Annotated in this window: 24 protein-coding genes; 13 read left to right on the top strand and 11 right to left on the bottom strand. The window is 65.1% G+C overall.

Going from position 1 to position 19,289, the window contains the following annotated elements; genetic code table 11:
* Nucleotides 1-161: 161 nt before the first annotated feature.
* Complete coding sequence (locus AC0L21_RS06785; RefSeq protein ID WP_473259531.1) at nt 162-320, bottom strand: hypothetical protein; 159 nt, start codon at nt 318-320, stop codon at nt 162-164.
* A gap of 257 nt (nt 321-577) precedes the next feature.
* Here AC0L21_RS06785 and AC0L21_RS06780 point away from each other — a divergent pair, with 257 nt between their 5' ends.
* Entirely contained in the window at nt 578-1,000 is a 423-nt protein-coding gene (locus AC0L21_RS06780) for a hypothetical protein (protein WP_473259529.1), read from the top strand.
* Between the two features lie 245 nt (nt 1,001-1,245).
* Here AC0L21_RS06780 and AC0L21_RS06775 read toward each other — a convergent pair whose 3' ends face one another.
* Complete coding sequence (locus tag AC0L21_RS06775; RefSeq protein WP_473259527.1) at nt 1,246-2,619, bottom strand: PleD family two-component system response regulator; 1,374 nt, start codon at nt 2,617-2,619, stop codon at nt 1,246-1,248.
* Between the two features lie 14 nt (nt 2,620-2,633).
* The gene (locus AC0L21_RS06770; RefSeq protein ID WP_007603272.1) at nt 2,634-2,999 is read right to left on the bottom strand and encodes a response regulator; all 366 of its coding nucleotides are present in this window, start codon (nt 2,997-2,999) and stop codon (nt 2,634-2,636) included.
* Between the two features lie 240 nt (nt 3,000-3,239).
* Between AC0L21_RS06770 and AC0L21_RS06765 the strand changes: the two genes are divergently transcribed.
* Genes AC0L21_RS06765 through AC0L21_RS06755 form a run of 3 tightly spaced genes read left to right on the top strand, consistent with a single transcriptional unit; the run spans nt 3,240 to nt 5,244 of the window.
* Nucleotides 3,240-3,551 (top strand): DUF3572 domain-containing protein, encoded by a 312-nt coding sequence (locus AC0L21_RS06765; RefSeq protein ID WP_473260085.1) that lies wholly within the window; start codon nt 3,240-3,242, stop codon nt 3,549-3,551.
* Nucleotides 3,548-4,837 carry a DNA polymerase IV gene (locus AC0L21_RS06760; protein ID WP_473259521.1) on the top strand — a complete coding sequence of 430 codons (1,290 nt, stop codon included), beginning with the start codon at nt 3,548-3,550 and terminating at the stop codon, nt 4,835-4,837. The genes AC0L21_RS06765 and AC0L21_RS06760 overlap by 4 nt, the downstream gene beginning before the upstream one ends.
* Nucleotides 4,837-5,244 (top strand): ACT domain-containing protein, encoded by a 408-nt coding sequence (locus tag AC0L21_RS06755; protein ID WP_473259520.1) that lies wholly within the window; start codon nt 4,837-4,839, stop codon nt 5,242-5,244. Before AC0L21_RS06760 ends, AC0L21_RS06755 begins: the two co-directional genes overlap by 1 nt.
* A gap of 41 nt (nt 5,245-5,285) precedes the next feature.
* Here AC0L21_RS06755 and AC0L21_RS06750 read toward each other — a convergent pair whose 3' ends face one another.
* Nucleotides 5,286-5,687 carry a RidA family protein gene (locus AC0L21_RS06750; protein WP_085351382.1) on the bottom strand — a complete coding sequence of 134 codons (402 nt, stop codon included), beginning with the start codon at nt 5,685-5,687 and terminating at the stop codon, nt 5,286-5,288.
* Nucleotides 5,688-5,753: 66 nt separating this feature from the next.
* Nucleotides 5,754-6,599, bottom strand: a complete 846-nt coding sequence (locus AC0L21_RS06745) for a cell envelope integrity EipB family protein (RefSeq protein WP_473259518.1) — start codon at nt 6,597-6,599, stop codon at nt 5,754-5,756.
* A 234-nt stretch (nt 6,600-6,833) separates the two neighbouring features.
* Here AC0L21_RS06745 and AC0L21_RS06740 point away from each other — a divergent pair, with 234 nt between their 5' ends.
* The 4 genes from AC0L21_RS06740 to AC0L21_RS06725 are packed head-to-tail and all read left to right on the top strand — an operon-like array spanning nt 6,834 to nt 9,827.
* Nucleotides 6,834-7,301: a RidA family protein gene (locus tag AC0L21_RS06740; protein ID WP_473259516.1), complete on the top strand. Its 468-nt coding sequence runs from the start codon at nt 6,834-6,836 to the stop codon at nt 7,299-7,301.
* A gap of 5 nt (nt 7,302-7,306) precedes the next feature.
* Complete coding sequence (locus tag AC0L21_RS06735) at nt 7,307-8,053, top strand: glycerophosphodiester phosphodiesterase (RefSeq protein ID WP_473259514.1); 747 nt, start codon at nt 7,307-7,309, stop codon at nt 8,051-8,053.
* A gap of 54 nt (nt 8,054-8,107) precedes the next feature.
* The gene (locus tag AC0L21_RS06730; protein ID WP_473260083.1) at nt 8,108-9,349 is read left to right on the top strand and encodes a GNAT family N-acetyltransferase; all 1,242 of its coding nucleotides are present in this window, start codon (nt 8,108-8,110) and stop codon (nt 9,347-9,349) included.
* A 52-nt stretch (nt 9,350-9,401) separates the two neighbouring features.
* Complete coding sequence (locus AC0L21_RS06725) at nt 9,402-9,827, top strand: HIT family protein (protein WP_473259512.1); 426 nt, start codon at nt 9,402-9,404, stop codon at nt 9,825-9,827.
* Between the two features lie 116 nt (nt 9,828-9,943).
* On the opposite strand, the gene tsaA is transcribed toward AC0L21_RS06725, so the two are convergent.
* The 4 genes from tsaA to AC0L21_RS06705 all read right to left on the bottom strand — a co-directional run bounded on the left by tsaA (nt 9,944) and on the right by AC0L21_RS06705 (nt 12,607).
* Nucleotides 9,944-10,435 carry a tRNA (N6-threonylcarbamoyladenosine(37)-N6)-methyltransferase TrmO gene (gene tsaA / locus AC0L21_RS06720; protein ID WP_473259510.1) on the bottom strand — a complete coding sequence of 164 codons (492 nt, stop codon included), beginning with the start codon at nt 10,433-10,435 and terminating at the stop codon, nt 9,944-9,946.
* 31 nt (nt 10,436-10,466) lie between these two features.
* Nucleotides 10,467-10,817: an AzlD domain-containing protein gene (locus tag AC0L21_RS06715; protein WP_007603256.1), complete on the bottom strand. Its 351-nt coding sequence runs from the start codon at nt 10,815-10,817 to the stop codon at nt 10,467-10,469.
* Nucleotides 10,814-11,554 (bottom strand): AzlC family ABC transporter permease, encoded by a 741-nt coding sequence (locus AC0L21_RS06710; protein ID WP_247819249.1) that lies wholly within the window; start codon nt 11,552-11,554, stop codon nt 10,814-10,816. Before AC0L21_RS06710 ends, AC0L21_RS06715 begins: the two co-directional genes overlap by 4 nt.
* A 105-nt stretch (nt 11,555-11,659) precedes the next feature.
* Nucleotides 11,660-12,607, bottom strand: a complete 948-nt coding sequence (locus AC0L21_RS06705; protein ID WP_473260081.1) for a transglycosylase SLT domain-containing protein — start codon at nt 12,605-12,607, stop codon at nt 11,660-11,662.
* A 114-nt stretch (nt 12,608-12,721) separates the two neighbouring features.
* On the opposite strand from AC0L21_RS06705, the gene AC0L21_RS06700 reads away from it, so the two are divergent.
* Nucleotides 12,722-13,762, top strand: a complete 1,041-nt coding sequence (locus tag AC0L21_RS06700) for a TRAP transporter substrate-binding protein (RefSeq protein ID WP_473259507.1) — start codon at nt 12,722-12,724, stop codon at nt 13,760-13,762.
* A gap of 71 nt (nt 13,763-13,833) precedes the next feature.
* Nucleotides 13,834-14,472, top strand: coding sequence for an HAD family hydrolase (locus tag AC0L21_RS06695; protein ID WP_473259505.1), 639 nt, complete (start codon nt 13,834-13,836; stop codon nt 14,470-14,472).
* Nucleotides 14,473-14,477: 5 nt separating this feature from the next.
* On the opposite strand, the gene AC0L21_RS06690 is transcribed toward AC0L21_RS06695, so the two are convergent.
* Nucleotides 14,478-15,518, bottom strand: a complete 1,041-nt coding sequence (locus AC0L21_RS06690; protein WP_473259502.1) for a phenylacetaldoxime dehydratase family protein — start codon at nt 15,516-15,518, stop codon at nt 14,478-14,480.
* A gap of 27 nt (nt 15,519-15,545) precedes the next feature.
* A complete protein-coding gene (locus AC0L21_RS06685) occupies nt 15,546-16,562 on the bottom strand; it encodes a carbon-nitrogen hydrolase family protein (protein WP_473259500.1) in 1,017 nt (338 codons plus the stop codon).
* Between the two features lie 197 nt (nt 16,563-16,759).
* Here AC0L21_RS06685 and AC0L21_RS06680 point away from each other — a divergent pair, with 197 nt between their 5' ends.
* The 3 genes from AC0L21_RS06680 to AC0L21_RS06670 all read left to right on the top strand — a co-directional run bounded on the left by AC0L21_RS06680 (nt 16,760) and on the right by AC0L21_RS06670 (nt 19,193).
* On the top strand, nt 16,760-17,716 hold the full coding sequence (locus AC0L21_RS06680; protein WP_473259498.1) for an AraC-like ligand-binding domain-containing protein: 957 nt from the start codon (nt 16,760-16,762) through the stop codon (nt 17,714-17,716).
* A 98-nt stretch (nt 17,717-17,814) separates the two neighbouring features.
* Nucleotides 17,815-18,051: a hypothetical protein gene (locus AC0L21_RS06675; protein ID WP_473259496.1), complete on the top strand. Its 237-nt coding sequence runs from the start codon at nt 17,815-17,817 to the stop codon at nt 18,049-18,051.
* A 116-nt stretch (nt 18,052-18,167) separates the two neighbouring features.
* Nucleotides 18,168-19,193, top strand: coding sequence for an aldo/keto reductase (locus AC0L21_RS06670; RefSeq protein WP_473259494.1), 1,026 nt, complete (start codon nt 18,168-18,170; stop codon nt 19,191-19,193).
* The last annotated feature ends 96 nt before the right edge of the window (nt 19,194-19,289 follow it).

Raw genomic sequence — 19,289 nt, 5'->3', positions numbered from 1 at the left:
GCGGCCGCGAGCGGCGGCGCGTCCGGATCATCCGCGAGCTCAGGCGCAGGCACTGGCACGTCTGGCGCCGCCAATGGAGGCTCCTCGGCGCCATCCGGCATGGGCACAAACGGAACCTCAACCGGCGCTCACACGAACAACTCTCCAACCAACCCGAACGTTCAGCCCCCGACGCCGAACGGCAACACCGCGAGTGCACCGGCCGCACCGAGCAGCTCGGGCGCGGGCAACACCGCGTCCGGGTCGACACAGACGGGCACGCCGAACGGGACCGACAGGTCCGGCATCACGGCCACCAACGGTGCCAACAGCGACAACAAGGGCCAGATGAGTCCCGCGGAGCAAGCAAGAACCGGAGTCAAGACGCTTCCGCAGGATCAAACTCCAGGAGCGGTCAGTGCGCCGGGCGTTGGCGTCGGACATGCGGCGAACGGCTTGCCGATCGGTACGCCCGGTTCGGGGACCAGCAACGTCGATCAGAAGTGACCCGGACTTTCGCCATCTCCACAGGGCCCGCTACGGCGGGCCTTTTTTGTGATGTCCCGAAGAGGGCTGCGAGAGCGAGAAACGGGTAAACTTGGCATCAGGCGACCCTGCCGATACACTGATTTCTTTTTGGGGCGTGCCCATGATTAGACTTTCGTCATTGCTATCATTTTCGTTTCTGATCATCTGCAATCCGGCCTGGGCTGACGATATGAAGATCCAATTCACGTTTGGACCTCCGCGGCCCTGCACCACCGTCTTCCCAAATCCCGAAATCAAGTTGAAAAGTGTGCCGCCCGGCACACGCACGATCGTCGTCAAGTTTCGCAGAGAGAAGAACTACGAGATGGGCGGCCAGGAGATCCCGTTTCCCTCAGACAACATCGTGAAGCCGGAGAGCTTACGAACCTGGGGCCCCTGCAATTCCGGCCTGTACACTTACGAAGTCATCGCAAAGTCCAGCACGGGCGCGGCCCTGGCCAAGGCAGAATGGTCGGAGCCGTATCCTCCCTGACTTGAAGGGTGGACGCCGGCTGGTCCGCCGTGGCGTGCCGCTCCTCGCCTGCGCGATGACAGCGGAGTTCGTGGGATGTTCGGGAGGCTAGCAAGATGCTCCTGTTTTGCCCGACGAGTCAAACGGCGTTGCTGTCTGCATCGACCCGTTTGCGGCCGACGTAAGCCATTGATCCGACTAGCGTCGGCTACTGTGCATGGGGTTGTTTTCGCGTTTTTTTTTTGCGCCGGGCTCTGCGAGCGGCCTCACGCCGCGTGAGAGACCACGCGATTGCGGCCGTCGTGCTTGGCGCGATACAGCGCGGTGTCGGCGCGCTTGAGGACATCGCCAACCGCCTCGCCCTTCTGCTCCAGCGTGGTCAGGCCGATCGAGATCGTGACCTCGATGCGCTTGGTGCCCTTGTGGATCGCAAAGGGCTCGCCGGCGATCGAACGGCGCAGGCGCTCGGCGACCATGCCGGCGACGTGGAGATCGGTCTCCGGCATCACGATGACGAACTCCTCGCCGCCGTAGCGGCAGGCAAGGTCAATGCCGCGGATCGACTTGCGCACCCGCACGGCGAATTCGCGCAGCACGTCGTCGCCGGCGTCGTGGCCGTAATTGTCGTTGATCGACTTGAAGTAGTCGATGTCCAGGATCATCAGCGCCAGCGGCTTGCCGCGGGTCGCGGCCTGCTCGGCCAGCGTCGCGAGATGGCTCTCCATGTAGCGGCGATTGTGCAGCCCGGTGAGCGCATCCGTGATCGCCATCTCGATCGAGTTCTGCACGTTGTCGCGCAGATGGTCGGTGTAGCGGCGGCGGCGGATCTGGGTGCGGGCACGCGCCAGCAGCTCGATCTTGTCGATGGGACGCAGCAGATAGTCGTTGACGCCGATCTCGAGCCCACGCAGCAGGCGCGTCGCGTTCTCGGGGTCGGCGATCGCCAGGATCGGCACATGCCGCGTGCGTTCCAGCGACCGCGCCTGGCTGCATAGCCTGAGGCCGTCGAAATTGTTGAGGTCGAGCGAGACGATCAGCAGATCGTAATTGCCCTCGGCGGCGTGGAACAGCGCCTCCGTCGGGTTCGGCTCGACATCGATGGTGTGCTCGGCGGCGAGGATCGTCGCCAGCCGCTCATAGGAGGACTGACGATCGTCGACCAGCAGGATGCGGCCGCCCTTGCCGGTGTCGGAGATTGCACTGCGCTCGGGCGCCTGCATGCCGATCTCGAGCGAGGTGATGGCGCGCATGCGCAGCTCATCGGTCATCATCTTCAGCCGGGTCAGCGAGCGCACGCGCGCGATCAGCACGACATCGGAGACGGGTTTTGTCAGGAAATCGTCGGCGCCGGCTTCCAGCCCGCGGTTGCGGTCAGCCGGGCTGTCGAGCGCGGTGACCATCACGACGGGAATGTGGTGCGTGGCCGGATTGGTCTTGAGGCGGCGGCAGACCTCGAAACCGTCCATGTCCGGCATCATGACGTCGAGCAGGATGATGTCGCATTCGGCGCGGGCGCAGATCGCCAGCGCCTCGGTGCCGTTCGCGGCGGTCATCACGTCGAAATACTCGGCGGACAGGCGGGCTTCGAGCAGCTTGACGTTGGCAGGGACGTCATCGACGACGAGAATACGCGCGGACACTGTGAACTCACTTCCTATCCGATGAAACGTCGGACCGTCTCAATGAATTTGCCGACCGAGATCGGCTTGGATAAATAGGCCTCGCAGCCGCCCTCGCGGATGCGCTCTTCGTCGCCCTTCATCGCGAATGCGGTAACGGCGACGACGGGAATGCTGCGCAGCTCCGGATCGTCCTTGATCCAGCGCGTCACCTCCAGGCCCGAGACCTGCGGCAATTGGATATCCATCAGCACGAGGTCGGGCCGCATCTTGCGAACGAGGTCGAGCGCCTCGTAGCCGTTGCTGGTGCCGGTGGTCTGGTAGCCGTGCGCCTCCAACAGGTCGCGGAAGAGCTTCATGTTGAGCTCGTTGTCTTCCACGATCAGGACGGTCTTAGCCATCCCGCCCTCCTGATTGGTCCGCAGACCGATGCATGTGACGCCTCAGGCGCCGGTCGCCGGCGCTTCGAAAACTGGATTCAAACTAGCCTCGAATTCGCTTGAGTTTCGTTAAACCCGAGGGCCGACTTTCTGCGATGTGGTTTCCAGTTGCTTGTCGGGGGTCGCAAGACTTACGAACGAGACTCGGGCATGGTGGCCCAAAGTAGACACCGAAAGTTAACGGAAAGGCAAACCGGCCACGTGAAAAAGCCTGTTCACAACCCCCGCGAAGTCGCTGAAATCGTTGCGCTTCAGGCGCTGTCTTTCGTCGCGGGCGAGCCGGAGCGGCTGGGCCTGTTCCTGGCCGAGACAGGGGTCGGCCCGGAGATGCTGCGCAATGCCGCCTCGGATCCCAATTTCCTGCTGAGCGTGCTCGATTTCGTGATGCGCGATGACGCCACCGTGAAGGCCTTTGCCTCGTCCGCGGAACTGCATCCGACCAATGTTGCCGCAGCGCGGCAGGTTCTCGGCGACGCGCTCGGCGACTCCCATTGGGAGCGCGACGTGCCGTGACCTCCCTGGAGACGGCCGGGCCCCGTTGCTTCTGCCGGGATTGTTCGGCCGATCTGGATATCGGCGTGCGGCGCTGTTCCGCCTGCGGTTCCCCCCGCCTCGCCCGCCACCGCGCGCTGGCAAGCCTGACCATCGCCCATATCGACTGCGACGCCTTCTACGCGACCGTCGAAAAGCGCGACAATCCCGAAATCGCCGACAAGCCGGTCATCATCGGCGGGGGCAAGCGCGGCGTGGTGTCGGCCGCCTGCTACATCGCGCGCACCTACGGCGTGCGCTCGGCCATGCCGATGTACAAGGCGTTGGAAGCCTGCCCGCATGCGGCCGTGATCCCGCCGAACATGGCGAAATATGTTCGGGTCGGGCGCGAGGTGCGCCAGGCCATGCAGGCGCTGACGCCACTGGTCGAGCCGCTTTCGATTGACGAGGCGTTCCTCGATCTCTCCGGCACCGAGCGGGTGCACGGCATGATCCCGGCCAAGGTGCTGGCGCGGTTCGCACGTAACATCGAGCGCGACATCGGCATCAGCGTCTCGGTCGGCCTCTCCTGCAACAAGTTCCTGGCCAAGATCGCCTCCGACCTCGACAAGCCCCGCGGGTTTGCCGCGCTCGACCAGGAGGAAGCGCGCGAGATGCTGGCCGACAAGCCGGTCGGTTTCATTTTCGGCGTTGGACCCGCGACACAGGAGCGTCTGGTGCAACGCGGCTTCCGCATCATCGCCGACCTGCAAAAGGCCGACGAGATCGAGATGATGCGGCAGTTTCCGAGCGACGGCCGCAGGCTGTGGCGGCTGGCGCGCGGCATCGACGACCGCCGCGTCGAGCCAGATCGGGGCGCCAAGACGATTTCGAGCGAGACGACGTTCGAGACCGACATCCGCGACTTCGCCACGCTGGAGAAGATCCTGTGGCGGCTGTGCGAGAAGACGTCGTCTCGCCTCAAGAGCAGCGAGCTCGCCGGCTCGACCGTTACGCTGAAGCTGAAGACCGCCGATTTCCGCCAGCGCACTCGCTCGCAGTCGATCACGGCGCCGACGCAGCTTGCCGCAAAGATCTTCTCGATCTGCCGCGAGATGCTGGCCAAGGAGATCGACGGCACCGCCTTCCGCCTGATGGGCGCCGGCGTCAGCGCATTGCGCGAGGGTTCAGTCGCCGACGACACCGACATGCTCGACCGCCGTGCCGCCCACGCCGAGCGGGCGGTCGACAGCTTGCGCAAGAAATTCGGCAGCGCCGCAGTGATTCGCGGTATCGCGTATGAGGGGCCGGAAAAGGCGCAGGAGTGATGACAGGCGAACGCGACGTCGACGCACTGCTGAGACACATGAAGCCGGAGATGCGGCCGGGCATCTTCGTGTTCTGCACGATCGCGACAGACCAGTCGATTCCCGCGGCGCTCAGCCCTTTGCTGACGTTCCGCGAGCAGGAAGGAACGACGCTCGTGATCCCACGCGAACAGGCCGAAGCGGCGGGACTACGGTACGCATTCGCATCGTGCCTGATCACCCTGACGGTTCACTCCGCACTCGATGCGGTGGGCTTTCTGGCGGCGATCACGGCACGTCTCGCCGCAGCCGGCATCAGTGTGAACGCCGTTTCGGCGTTTCACCACGATCATCTGTTTGTGCCGGCTGACAGCGCAAACGACGCGATGGTTCTTCTGCAGGAGATGTCCGAGGCTACGCACTCGTAGCCCGGATAGAGCGCAGCGCAATCCGGGCTACGGGAAAGATCTCAATCCGCGACCGCCACCGCCTCGATCTCGATCATCCATTCCGGCGCGGCGAGCGCCGAGACGCCGACGAGCGTCGAGGCCGGCGGCTCCATGCCTTCGAAGAAGGCCGAGCGGGCCTTGCCAATGATCGGGCGCAGCTCCGGCTTGTAGTTCACCACGAAGGTCGTGATCTTCACGATGTTGGCGTAGCTCGCGCCGGCTGCTTTCAGCGCGTGCCCGAGATTCTGCATCACCTGCGTGGTTTGCGCGGCGATGTCGCCCTCGCCGACGATCCGCCCTTCCTCGTCCACCGACACCTGGCCGGAGATGTAGATCGTCCGCGCACCGGTGGCGGTGACGACATGCGAATAGGCGGGATTGTGATGCAGGCCGCTGGGGCGGAGATGATCGAGCTTGGGCATGATGAGCCTCCCGGTTGTTTGCGTTTGGGAGGGAGCGTAGCCAGAGACCGCGTTGCAGACCAGCCCTCAATTGCAGGGCTTGCTGTCCTTCGCGTCGAACTTGCCCATCGCGCCCGAAATCACAAAATCATTGTAATCGAGCACAAGCTGGCGCGAGACACCGTTCTCGTAGAGCTCGAATGCCATCGCGTAGACCGGCGTCTGCTCGCCTTCCTTCCGCTGGGCCTCGCGGTCGAAATAGCTGACGGTGACGGGCCAGCGCTTGAGCGACTTCATGTGCTCATCGGACGTTGAGGGATCGGGCGAACCTTCGCGCTCGGCCGGGATCGGCTGGCCGATCACGGTCAGCGTGTTGTAGACCTTCTGGCCATCGTCGGAGCCGTCATAGACGGAGAGCTCGAGCAGCGACTTGCCCTCCTTCGCGGCGGCAATGATGCGCTGTATCTGTTCGGTCGGAAACACGATCTTGCCGTCGAGCGTGAAACTCTTCGGCGCCGGCAGCTTCAGCTTGACATTGATGTGGTCGCCGTCGCGCTCCGCCGAGCCGTCGACCCGGCCGGCATCCGCCTCGTTCATCCGCGTCTCGATCTTGAAGCGGTAGCTTTTGCCGCCGGCGTCCTCCCAGGAATTGGAGCGGAGGTCGCTGAGCGTGACCTTGCCCTCGCCACTGTCGAGCTCGGACACCTGGCGGAATTCGGAGGTGTAGCCCTCGCACGAACTTCCGGTGAAATTGTAGAGGATGCGGCCGCGCGCGCTGTTGATCGAATTGGAGCGCGATTTCACCAGGCTCAAATCATAGAGCGCCTGATGCGCGAGGAACGGACCGTTCGCGGCCAGTGCCCCGCCTCCGGGGCCGAGAGCGGCCGCCGCAAGCGCCGTCACACCGAGCGAAGTCCGGAAAAGGTGCAGCATGTCTGGTCCCTGGGGAAAGCGCAGATTCGACATTTTAATGAACGTTCCATTGCGTCGCAACTGAGGCCGTTTCACGTAAAGTTGCGGCCCTTGCGTTGAACCTCCTGCCTTGCCTCAACAAATTGCCACCCCCGACGGTTGCTTGCATGTGGCGGCATGATGGGCGAAACAGAGCCCGCCCGTGCTGCAAGGGATGCGCCCGGGCGGATGGATTTTTGGACAACGAGGTCGGACATGGCGGGCACGGTCGAGCACAAGCTGGCGGAACAGGGCATCAAGCTGCACGAAGCCCCCACCCCCGTGGCCAATTACGTCCCGTTCGTACGCACCGGTAACCTGCTGTTCGTCTCCGGCCAGGTTTGCTTTGATCCCGCCGGCAAGCTGATCGCCAAGGGCAAGCTCGGCGCCGGCGTGACCATCGAAGACGGCGCGGCGGCCGCCCGCGGCTGCGCCGTCAACCTGCTGGCCCAGGTCAAGGCGGCGCTCGGCGACCTCGACAAGGTCGTGCGCGTGGTGCGCCTCGGCGGCTTCATCAACTCGGCGCCGGACTTCCTGGACGGGCCGAAGGTCCTCAACGGCGCCTCCGACCTGATGGTCGCAGCCTTCGGTGACAAGGGCCGCCATGCCCGCACCACGGTAGGCGTCGCCTCGCTGCCCGCGGATGCGGCGGTCGAGGTCGAAGGCGTGTTCGAGGTCGCCTGAGGCGAATGCGCGCTCCTGACTGGCTGACAGCCCGCCCGGTCGCCCACCGCGGCCTGCACGATATTTCCCGCGGCATTGTCGAGAACATGCCGGGCGCGGTACAGGCTGCGATTGCTGGCAATTTCTCGATCGAGGTCGACATCCAGCTCTCCGCCGACGGCGAGGCCATGGTGCATCACGACCATGCGCTGGGCCGCCTCACCGAAGCTACCGGGCCGCTGGTCGAGAAAACCGCCGCCGAGCTGAAGGCGCTCACGTTCAAGGACACGGCCGAGCGGATGATGTCGCTCAGCGACCTCTGCGGCCTGGTCGCCGGCCACGTGCCGCTGGTGATCGAGGTCAAGAGCCATTTTGACCGCGACCGCAAGCTGGTGAAGCGGATGGCCGAGGTGCTGGCGTCCTATGACGGACCTGCCGTCGGCATGTCCTTCGACCCGGACCAGGTGCTGGCGCTGGCCGAGCTGCTGCCCTCCCGCCCGCGCGGCATCGTCGCGCAGCGGAGCTATGAGGACGAATACTGGGCTTACCTGACCCAGGAGCAGCGCGACAGCATGCTGTACCTGCGCCACGGCTTCCAGACCCAGCCGCATTTCGTCGCCTTCAGGGTCGACGACCTGCCCGCCCCGGCCCCCTGGATCGCCCGCAATTTGTTCGGCTGCGCTCTGCTCGGCTGGACCGTACGTACGACCGAGCAACGTACGCGGGTCGCGCAACATGCGGACCAGATGATCTTCGAGGGCTTCGTGCCGTAGGCTTGATGTTTCCCACTCTTGAAGTCGCTGCTGCAATGCACGATCTTGGGCATGATGGCACCATCCGAAATCACCCTTGAGGCCGTACCTTCCATTGGCGAAGTATCGCCGGACGACTGGGACGCCTGCGCCCATCCCGGCAAGCTTTCTAACGGGCGTGGCAAGGAAACCTCGTCCGGGCTTCCAGGCGATTCCCCCGGCCTCTCAAAGCCTGCCTATAACCCCTTCGTCTCCCACGCGTTTTTATCGGCCGTTGAGAAATCGGGTTCGGCAACAATCCGCACCGGCTGGGGCCCGCGGCATCTCGTGGCCAAGATCGACGGCCACGTCGCCGGTGTCGTGCCCTGCTATCTGAAATCGCACTCGCAAGGCGAATATGTCTTCGACCGCGGCTGGGCCGACGCCTATGAGCGCGCAGGCGGGCGCTATTATCCGAAGCTGCAGGTTTCGGTTCCCTTCACGCCGGCCACGGGACCGCGGCTGCTGGTCCGCGACGGCGTCGACCACGCGCGCATCACGGAGGCACTGGCCAGCGGGCTGGTGGCGCTGTGCGGCGTCAGCAAGGCTTCCTCGGTCCACGTCACCTTCGCCCGCGAGGCGGAGTGGAAGCTGCTGGCCGAGCACGGCTTCCTCCAGCGCACCGACCAGCAGTTCCACTGGCACAACGAGGGTTTTGCGAGTTTCGACGATTTCCTGGCGACGCTAAACTCCCGCCACCGCAAATCGATCAAGCGCGAACGACGCGATGCGCTGGCGGCCGGGATCACCATCCACTGCCTCACGGGCAAGGACATCACCGAAGATGCCTGGGACGCCTTCTTTCAATTCTACATGGAGACCGGCTCGCGCAAATGGGGCCGGCCTTATCTGACGCGCGAATTCTTTTCGCTGATCGGCGAGACCATGAGCCAGGACGTGCTGCTGGTCATGGCACGCCGCAACGATCGCTGGATCGCGGGCGCGATCAACTTCATCGGCTCGGACACGCTGTTCGGGCGCAACTGGGGTGCGGTCGAGCATCATCCCTTCCTGCATTTCGAGGTCTGCTATTATCAGGCGATCGACTTCGCCATCAAACGCGGGCTAACGAACGTCGAAGCCGGTGCGCAGGGCGAGCACAAGATCGCACGCGGCTACCTGCCGCGAACCACCCACTCCGCTCACTTCATCGCCGATCCGGGCTTGCGCCGCGCCATCGACGATTACCTCAAGCGCGAACGCGCCTATGTCGCGGAAGCCGGACGGGAGTTGGCCGGGCTCGGCCCGTTCCGCAAAGGCGTCGACGAGGCGCCTTGACGGTTCGCTGCGGCTGGTGACAGTAAGCGCAAAGTTTCGAGGAGCCGCCGCCATGACCGCCTATGACCCCGACAACATTTTCGCGAAGATCCTGCGCGGTGAATTCTCCTGCCACAAGGTTTACGAGGATGAGCACGTGCTCGCCTTCCTGGATATCATGCCGCGGGTACCGGGCCACACCCTGGTGATTCCAAAAGCCCCTGCCCGCAACATCCTCGACATCAAGCCTGACGACTACGCCCATGTCGCCCGCGGCGCGCACAGGATCGCTGCCGCAGCGATGACGGCATTCAAGGCCGACGGCATCACCGTGCAGCAGTTCAACGAGGCCGCCGGCGGACAGGTGGTGTTTCATCTCCACATGCACGTGATGCCGCGCCACGACGGCGTGGCGATGCTTCCGCCCGCCAGCCGCAAGGAAGACGTCAAGGTGCTGGAAGAGAACGCGACCAAGCTGATCGCGACGTTGAAGAGCTAATCGTCATTCCGGGGCGCGACGAAGTCGCGAGCCCGGAATCCATTTCACGGCCTTCTCTGCTGCCCGATGGATTCCGGGCTCGTGCCTACGGCACGCCCCGGAATGACCGAGAAAATTCACTCCGTCTGGAAATCCCCCGGCTGCGGCGCAGCCAGCGGCGTGAACTCGCAACGATCCGGCTTGATGTCGATCAGCGGCGTGTTGTCGAGACAATCGAGCCCTCGCACCAGAATCGCGTTGCCCTCGATACCGACCAGCTTCACGATCGACGTGCCGATCGGATTGGGGCGCACCGGCGAGCGCAGCGAAAACGTGCCGCGGGTCTTCTCGTTGTTCTTCGGGCTTTGCAGGACAATGTCGCGGCGCGACTTGTCGAGCCAGTAGAGCACTTCGAGATTGCCGTAGAAATCGACACCCTTGATCGCCGGCACGAACGGCTCGAAGATCTCGAGGCGGCATATCGGGCCGTCATGCCGGCCCTGGCGTGGGGTCTCCATCCGCGAGCTCCAGGGCGTGCGGATGCGCCCGATGAAGACGAGGCCGGCATCCTGCGTCGGCGGCAGCTCGATGGAGACTTCCCCCTCGCGGAGCTCGTTTTCGCGAACCATATTTCCAATTCCCTGCTGTTCGCCGGTGGTTTTAGCCCAACCACCACTTGCCGGCCAGCATGAAGACTTCGCCCGCGACCACGCCCGCGAAGATCGAGCGGCGGGTCAATAGGAAGACGACGAGGCCGGCGCCGACCGCACCGTAGCGCAAGGCATCCGGCACGCTCGCAAGCGCCCCGGGCGGCTCGACCACGATCTGGGCGATGACGCCGGCCAGGATCGCGGTGGCGACCGCCCGTACCCAGACCAGAAGCTCGGAGCCCTCGTCGATGCCGCCGCCAAACCACAGGCCGAGCATGCGCCAAATCTGGTTGGGAACAACGCCGGCGACGAACAGCACCGCCAGCGCGTGCCAGTCGCCAATGAGCTGCGCAAAGCTCATGCGCGCACCTCCCGCCACCAATGTACGCCATAGGCAATCGTGCCAGCCACGAGGCCGCTGACGAGGATGTCGAGGCCGGAGTTCATCTTCGCGGCCAATGGATAGAGCAGAACCCCCAGCGCGAGCGCGACGACGTCGGCGACCTCGCGGCTGTTGCGTGCGGTCGAGAACAGGAAGGACAGCGGCGTCAGCAACAGGATCGCCGCGCCAAGCGTCTGGGTCAGATTGGCAGCAAGGAAATAGCCGACCGTGTTGGCGGTGAGACACACCGAAACGAGACCGAAGCCAAGTCCGTTGACGAAGGCGATCCGGCGTTCACGCGGCACCTGCGGCAGGAAGCGATGGCATTCGACCCACAGTGTCACTGCAGTGAGATGCGCCGCGAAGAACAGCTCGCGCCGCTTCGTCGTCGGCGTGCGCATCAGCGGCAACACCGAGACCACCATCGGAAACAGGCGCACGGCGCTGACGGTGACTGCGATCGCCGACTGGATGATGGTCGCGCCTGAGCCGAGCGTGGTGATCAGGATGATCTGCGCCGGCCCCGCCCAGACGAACAGCGTCGAGCAGAGCGCCCAGAGCAGGCTGAAATGGGTATCGTGGGCAAGCGCGCCAATGCCGAGATAGGTTGCGAACAGGACGAGGGTGAGGATCGTCTGCGTGATCGAGCGCAGCCCCCACGCAAAGGCGCGCCAGGGACTTTGCCATTGAGGTGAATCGAGCGGAGGAAGCGCCACGGGAGTCTTGGCCGGATGAGGAATCGTGCCCGCATAACGGGCAATGCGGCGCCTCGCGTCAAGGAAGCACGCGGCGGGGCTGGCATGCACGCTGGGACAGATACCCTACCCGCTCACGCCGCGGTTCTTCAGCACGAAGCACGCCCCGCCAGCCTTGCGGATGCGACCGCAGAGTTCATCCGCCTCGCTCCGCGTATCGGCGCCGATGCGCACCTGGTAGAAGGCGCGCGTGCCGCGGCTGCGCATCACCGAGCTGAGCAGGCTCGGATCACGATCGCCGATCACGGCGCTCAGCCGCGTGACCGCGCGGGAATACATCGCCAGCGCCCGGTTGCGGTCGAAGCCGGCGGCGAGCTGCACGCCCCAGATCTTTGCGGCCGCAAGCTCCACATGCTGCTCGAGCTCGGCGACGAAAGCATTTGGCGCGCGCTTCAAAAGCGCCATCAGATCGCGGCAGCTCGTCGGCGGCGCGCTCGGCGGCCCCTTGCCGGTTGCGCCTGCCTTGGCCCACGCATCGACGCTCGTGCCAGTGATGGCAAGAACGTAATTGCGGGTCTGCTCCGGCATGCCGCCGGTGCCGGCGAGCCATTCCTGCACGCGGCGCGGCCCGGCATTGTAGGCGGCCGCCGCCAGGCCGAGATTGCCGAACTGCTTGCGCAGCTCGTTCAGGAATTCCGCCGACTTCGGCAGCGCCTGCACCGGATTGAAGGGATTGAGCAGCCCGCGCTCGCTCGCGGTGCCCGGCATGAATTGCGCGATCCCCTGCGCGTGTTCGCCGCTGCGCGTCATGGGTCCCACCGCATCGGCCTGGAAGCGGCTCTCCTGCCAGATCACGCGGGCGAAGAACTCCAGCGGCAGATTGGCATCGCGCGCTGCGGCCTCGACGATCAGGCAGATCGATTCCCGCGTGTCGCTCTCGCGCGCATCCGCGGGCTTCGCCGGCGGCATCGCGAGCTCTTCGACGCTGGGGACGGCGACATCGGTCTTGGCGGGCGAACTGTTCCACGCCGCGGCCTGTGTCGCCGGGACGAGCAGCGCGGGGATGATGAACATCGCAATCTGCACCCATCCTGTGCAGGCATGACGGTGGCGCGCCTCGGCGCGGCATGCGACAGTGTGATCTGCCATGTTGTGGCATCGTGCCATGGTTCGACGAGTTGCCAATATATGCTGCCTGACCTGCTTCTCCCAATGCGTTACCCCGCCAAACGGATCCGCGCGATCCTTGTCCTCGCCGCATTCATCCTGAGCGTCGCGCCGGCCGCGGCGCAGGTGACGTCTCAAGTCACATCTCAAGCCACTTGGCGGATGACCACGGAATACCCCGAGAATAACATCTCCGGGATTGGACTCACGACCTTCGCCACCCGCGTCTCCGACCGTACCCACGGTTTCGTGACCGTGACGAACGCCTTCGACAATCAGCTCAAGATCAACTCGGGCGAGATGCCGCGCGCGGCGCTGGACGGCCGGATCGTGGGCGGCGATGCCTTCGCGGGCGCACTCTCGGGCCTCGACCCTGTGCTCGGATTGTCCACCCTGCCCTTCCTGGTGCAATCGGTGGATCTCGCCCGCGCCGCCAATCTGCGGGCGCGCCCTCTCTACGAGAAGGCGCTCGCGGCGCGCGGCCTCAAGCTGCTCTATGTGACGATCTGGCCGGCCACGGGCCTGTGGTCGGACCATGCGCTCGAAGGCGCCGACGATTTGCCCAAGCTGAACTTGCGCACCTACGATGCCAATTCGACCGACGTCATGCGCGCGGCCGGCGCCAACGCGCAATTCCTGCCGATGGATGCGGCGCTCGGCGGATTGAGGGAACACCGCCTGAATGCCTTCCTCACCTCCGGCGACGGCGGCGCAGGGCGCAAGCTGTGGGACTTCCTGCCGCATTTCACGGCCATCAACTACGCGATGCCGATCTCGATCGCCTTCATCCGCAGCGACGCCTTTGCCGAATTATCCGAACCGATGCAGCGCGAGGTGCTGGCCGCGGCGGCCGAGACAGAGCAGAGCCAGCTCGCGCTACTGACCCACCGCACCATCGAGAACTATGCGCGCATGCGGGACAATGGCGTCCATATCGCCGAGCCGGCGCCGCCGTCTCTCGTCGCCACGCTCCGAAAGGCGGCAACGCCTGCGATCACGGCTTGGGAGGCACGGGCCGGCACCGACGCCGCCGCGATCGTCGAATGGGCTCGGCAACAATGAAGCATCCCCTCTTGACTTGAGGACCCAGCCAACTAGCAACAGGCGACGATATCAACGCCGGTGCCACCCTGATGGTTACGATCTATTTCGATCTCGACGGCACGCTGACCAACCCGAAGCCCGGAATCACGCGCTCGATCCAGTACGCCCTGGAGCGGCTCAACGTCGCGGTGCCGAGCGAAGACGAGCTGACCTGGTGCATCGGGCCGCCGCTGCATGCCAGCCTGCAAAAGCTCACGGGCAGCGCGGAACTTGCCGACCGGGCGCTGCTGCTCTATCGCGAGCGCTTCAGCGATGTCGGCCTGTTCGAGAACGAGGCCTATGCCGGCATCATGGACACACTGACAACGCTTGCCGCGACAACACCGCGCATGTTCGTGGCGACCAGCAAGCCGGCGGTCTACGCCAGCCGCATCGTCGAGCATTTTGGCCTGAAGCCGTATTTCGAGCGCGTGTTCGGCTCTGAACTCGACGGCACCCGCGTCGACAAGCGCGACCTGCTGCGCTACGCGCTCGACGAAGCCAAAGTCGATCCCGCCAGCGCGATCATGATCGGCGACCGCAGCCATGACGTGGTCGGCGCCCGCACCAACGGCATGACCGCGATCGGCGTGCTCTATGGCTACGGCAGCGAGACCGAGCTGCGGGACGCCGGCGCGCATCACATCTGCGCGGCGCATCCCGAGCTGCTCGGTCACTGCGTGATCTAACTCTATCAAGCGGCGACGGTCTCCACCGCCGCCAGCATGCCGGTCTTGGCATGACAGTTCAGATATTCGAAGAACTGCTCGTCGGCAGCCGCCACGGTGACCTCGTGGTAGAGCCGCAGTCTTGCCGAGGGGCCGAGCGTGGACAGGTACTTCATCGCGGCGCCGAATATCCTGACGTGGGTCGGATGCGATTCCGCCCACCGTTCCAGCGCCGCCAGGCTCTTCCACCAGCTTTGACCATAGGACTTTTCACTCGCGTCCCCGTTGGCTGCAAGCACGCGCATGTAACGGTTGGCGTAACAGCCGATGCCGAGGCCGTCATCGCGCAGGAAATCCATGCCCTCGCGCAACACCGGTTCGACGTCGTCGAGATAGAGCTTTCGCTCGGACGACTCGGTATCGCTCCAATCCTGGCCTGATCGGATCAGGCAGAGATTGTCGTGCGCCTGCACGCGTAGCCGCGCGCCGTCACGGATCAATTCGGGATTGCCGCCCGGCGACATTGGATCGGTCTGCGACAGCGGGATGCGGTCGCGCATGCCGCCCCAATAGGCGTGCTCCTGCACCTCGCCGCTCATGCCGCCGGCGATAGCGGCGACGCCCTCGGGCCGGCCGAGCGAGGAAAACAGCGTCTCGTGCCGCGCCACAATGGGGCGCAGCACCTCGATGAAAGTGCCGATGCCCTCGCGCTGCGTTCCGGTCCAGGCCTCGCGCGCCGGTGCAAACCATTTGTCGAAGCGAGCGATGTCGTCCCAATAGGCCACCGAGACGACGTTCTCGTAGCCGGCCTGATCAGCATATTGCGCGCGGTCCCAATGCGTGGGCCCACCCTCCGCGGCAAACCGCGCCGCGATTTCGGCGAGCCTATCCGTTGCAGCCGCCGGCGCCGTATCGCGATATTGCAGGCCGAAATACGCCATCACGACGCGGTTCACGGCAGGCTTATAGCGCGCCACGAAGGACGGGTACGGCGGCTGGTAATCGTCCGGCACGCGCTTGTGGCGCGTGCGCGGGGTCTCGAGATGCAGAGGAATTGCGGATTCCATAGGCGTGCCTCCCCTTGATTCCGGCGATCAGCTCGCCGCCGCGGCAATATCCGTGGGCTCGACGGTGTCGACCGGCAGCGCAAACTGCTCGACGCGCTGGTATCGCTTCTTGTTGAGCAGGAGCCGGGTCACGTCAGGGCGCGAATAGTGCCCAGCTGGATCAGCGGCATTCTTGGCGACGCCGATAGCGCCAAGATCGATCTCGGCAATCAAGAGGCCCTCCTGGTCCGGCGCGAGCTTGTCGCCAATCTGGCTGCCATCGGGACCGTAGATCGCAGCGAAGCCACCGCCGGCATGCAGCAGCGCGTGCTTGTCCGGCCGGTCACACAGCTCGTCGATCATCGCTTGCGAGACCGTCGCGCATGGCGCGAGCACGAAGCAGGAGCCCTCCACCGCATAGACCCGCGAGGCGGCGTTATTCACTTCGGCGCCGAGTGCTGGCGCAAAGGGATCGTAGAGCGAAAAGCTAGGCCAGGCCGCGACATGGACCTGCTCGTTCTGGGCGTACATCGCGTATTTCGACAGCGGCTGGAGATGCTCCCAGCAGCACAGTGCGCCGATACGGCCGATGTCGGACCGCGCATGCACGGCGAGATCGCTGCCGTCGCCCTCGCCATACACCGTGCGCTCGGCATGGGTCGGCCGCAGCTTGCGGCGCTTTGCGATGGTCTCGCCATCGGGCCCGATCAGCCATTGCGCCAGATAAAGACTGCCGCCGTCGCGCTCGGACAGGCCGAGCACGGCAGTGAGCTTGGCCTTGCGCACGGCGTCGCGCAGCCGCTCGGCCTGCGAACTGTCATAGGACAGCGAATTGTCGAAATAGCGCTGCACGAAGCCGCGGCCGATGGCCCAGGCCGGCGAATCCATCCAGATGTGCCAAGGGTAGCCGGGGATGAAGGCTTCCGGAAAGGCGATCAGCTTGGCGCCCTTCTCGGCGGCGTCCCTGATCAGGGCGATCGACTTGTCGATCGAGGCGTCGAGATCGAGCCAGGCGGGCGCCGCCTGCACCACCGCGACCTTGTATTTCGGATGTTCGATGCCCATTCCCGCCTCCCTTGCCGGTTGATCGGAAGCCAGGTCCGATGCAGTCTATTTGACCAAGCCGGGCGGCGGGCGCTCGACCGCGGCGGAACAAAAACTCGACCGGACGGGATCGCCGGCCCGGTACGGGATTTGCCTCCGGCCAGGCGGGACCTACGCCAACGCGCGATGTTGCGGGATGTGAAAGGGAGGCTCTGCAGATGCCAATCCAGTTCACCACGGACGACAGCCCAGGCCACCGTCGGCTTGCGCTTTGGCAGGATATCGTCTGCGACGTCTTCGTCGGGCTCGACTGCAAGTCCGATCTTGGCAGCGCCTTTCGCGGTTCGGTCACCCGGGCGTCACTGGGCAAGGCGGAATGCTCCGAGGTCTGCTCCGACCGTCAGCACGTGTTGCGCACGCCGTCGCGCATCGCGCGCTCGGATCAGGATTTCATCCTGATCGCGCTCGGCAATCGCGGCGCCGGCGCCGTGGTGCAGGACGGGCGCGAGGCGGTGGTGCATCCGGGAGAGTTTGCGCTCTATGACACCACCCGGCCCTACGAGCTGAAATTCGACGGCACCTTCACGCAGACCATCTTCAAGGTGCCGCGCGAGATGCTGCAGCGCCGGCTCGGTGCGACTGAAACCCTAACCGCCAGCGCTTTCGGACCGGACTCGCCACTGCAGCGGATCGCCTACGATTTCATCTACCGGCTCTGCCAGAGCGCGGATCAGATCGATCCGCACCACGCCGCCGCTCTGTCGGAACAGGCCGTCGATGTCCTGGCGATGGCACTGGGCGAGCGGCTGGGCAAGACACCGCTGCCGTCCTCGACGCATCGCTCCGCCCTGCTCTACCGATTGAAGGCGCATATCCGGGCTCATCTTGCCGATCCCGATCTCTCACTGTCCGAGACCGCGGCGGCACTCGGCATCTCGTCCCGCTATGTCAACGATCTCCTTGCCGACGAGGACACCTCGTTCCAGCGCTATGTCCTCGGTGAGCGCCTCGCTCAATGCAGGCGCGACCTCGCCTCCCCCGTGCTCGCTCACCGCCACATCAGCGAGATCGCCTTCGCCTGGGGCTTCAACGACCTCTCGCATTTCGGCCGCGTCTTCCGCGAGCATTTCGGCATGTCACCGCGCGACTTCCGGCAGAGCCAGTTGCGGCATTGACGTCCGTGCAGCCAATGGCCCGAGCCTTCGCTTCAGGCGAAGGCCGTGCTCGTGAATTCCAGATTGTCAGGTGCTGCCGCCGGGATCAGGCTCTGCACATGAGAACCAACGCCACCATAAGCGGATCAGAGGTCTTGCTCGGCGTGATCGCGATCCGGCTCGCGGTGCTGGTCGCGGTGGGCTGGGGCCTGACGCTTCTGCCGCGGCAGCCGGGCGATGGAGAAGCCGCCTGTGTGGCCTCTCCTGCACCGAGGGGCGCGGCTCGGCTTCCGACAACGGCGGCCGGCCCGCGCGTGACTGACGCAGCATTCGATGACATGCGTCTGCACGACTAGGCCGTTTCCCAGCAAGGCCGGTATGTGAGCGCGGCGTAGGACACTGCGCACGCTTGCTTTACCATCCTGCACAGAGGTCGCGGGGATCAATCAGCGGCCAGCCGAGGAGCAAATCGATGGAATACCGACGCTTGGGCCGCTCGGGCCTCATGGTGCCCGCCTTGAGTCTTGGGACCGGCACCTTCGGCGGCGTGGGACGCCTCGCCGCGTGGGGCGCGACTGACGCGACCGAAGCGCGGCGCCTTCTGGATATCTGCCTCGATGCCGGCGTGTCGATGTTCGATACCGCGAACGTCTATTCGCTCGGCGAATCCGAGCGCGTTCTCGGCGAGGCCATCAAGGGCCGCCGCGACAAGGTTTTGGTCTCGACCAAGGCGACGTTCCGCTTCGGCGACGGCTCCAACGACATTGGGTCGTCGCGACAGCATCTGCTCACAGCCATCGATGCTTCGCTGAGCCGGCTCGGCACCGATTACATCGACCTGTTCCAGCTTCACGGCTTCGACGCCTTCACCCCTCCTGAGGAGGTGCTCGCGACGCTCGACGTGCTCGTGCGCGCCGGCAAGATCCGCTACGTCGGCGTGTCGAACTTTTCGGGCTGGCACCTGATGAAATCGCTTGGCGTTGCCGACAAGCATGGCTTCCCGCGTTACGTCGCCAACCAGACCTATTATTCACTGATCGGGCGCGACTACGAATGGGAGCTGATGCCGCTCGGCCTCGACCAGGGCCTCGGCGCAGTGGTCTGGTCGCCGCTCGGGTGGGGACGCCTCACCGGAAAGATCCGCCGCGGCCAGCCAAAGCCTGACGTAAGCCGCCTGCCCAAGACGGCCGAGTTCGGTCCACCCGTGCCGGACGAGCACGTCTACCGCGTCGTCGATGCGATCGACGAGGTCGCCAAGGAAACCGGCAAGAGCGTCTCCCAGATCGCACTGAACTGGCTGCTGCAGCGTCCGACCGTCTCGACGCTGATCATCGGCGCGCGCAACGAGACGCAGCTGCGCGAAAATCTCGGCGCGGTCGGCTGGTCATTGACCCAGGACCAGATTGCAAAGCTCGACGCGGCAAGCAAGGTGACATTGCCCTATCCTTACTGGCACCAGCGCACCACCTTCACCGACCGCAATCCGCCGCCGGTGTAGCGACCGGCGCCGGGGGGGGGGGGGGGGGGGGGGGGGGGGGCGGGCGCGCGGGGGGGGGGGGGGGGGGGGGGGGGGGGGGGGGGGGGGGGGGGGGGG

The organism is Bradyrhizobium sp. WSM4873, from assembly GCF_055811355.1.
This window is presented reverse-complemented; position numbering and strand designations above follow the sequence as displayed.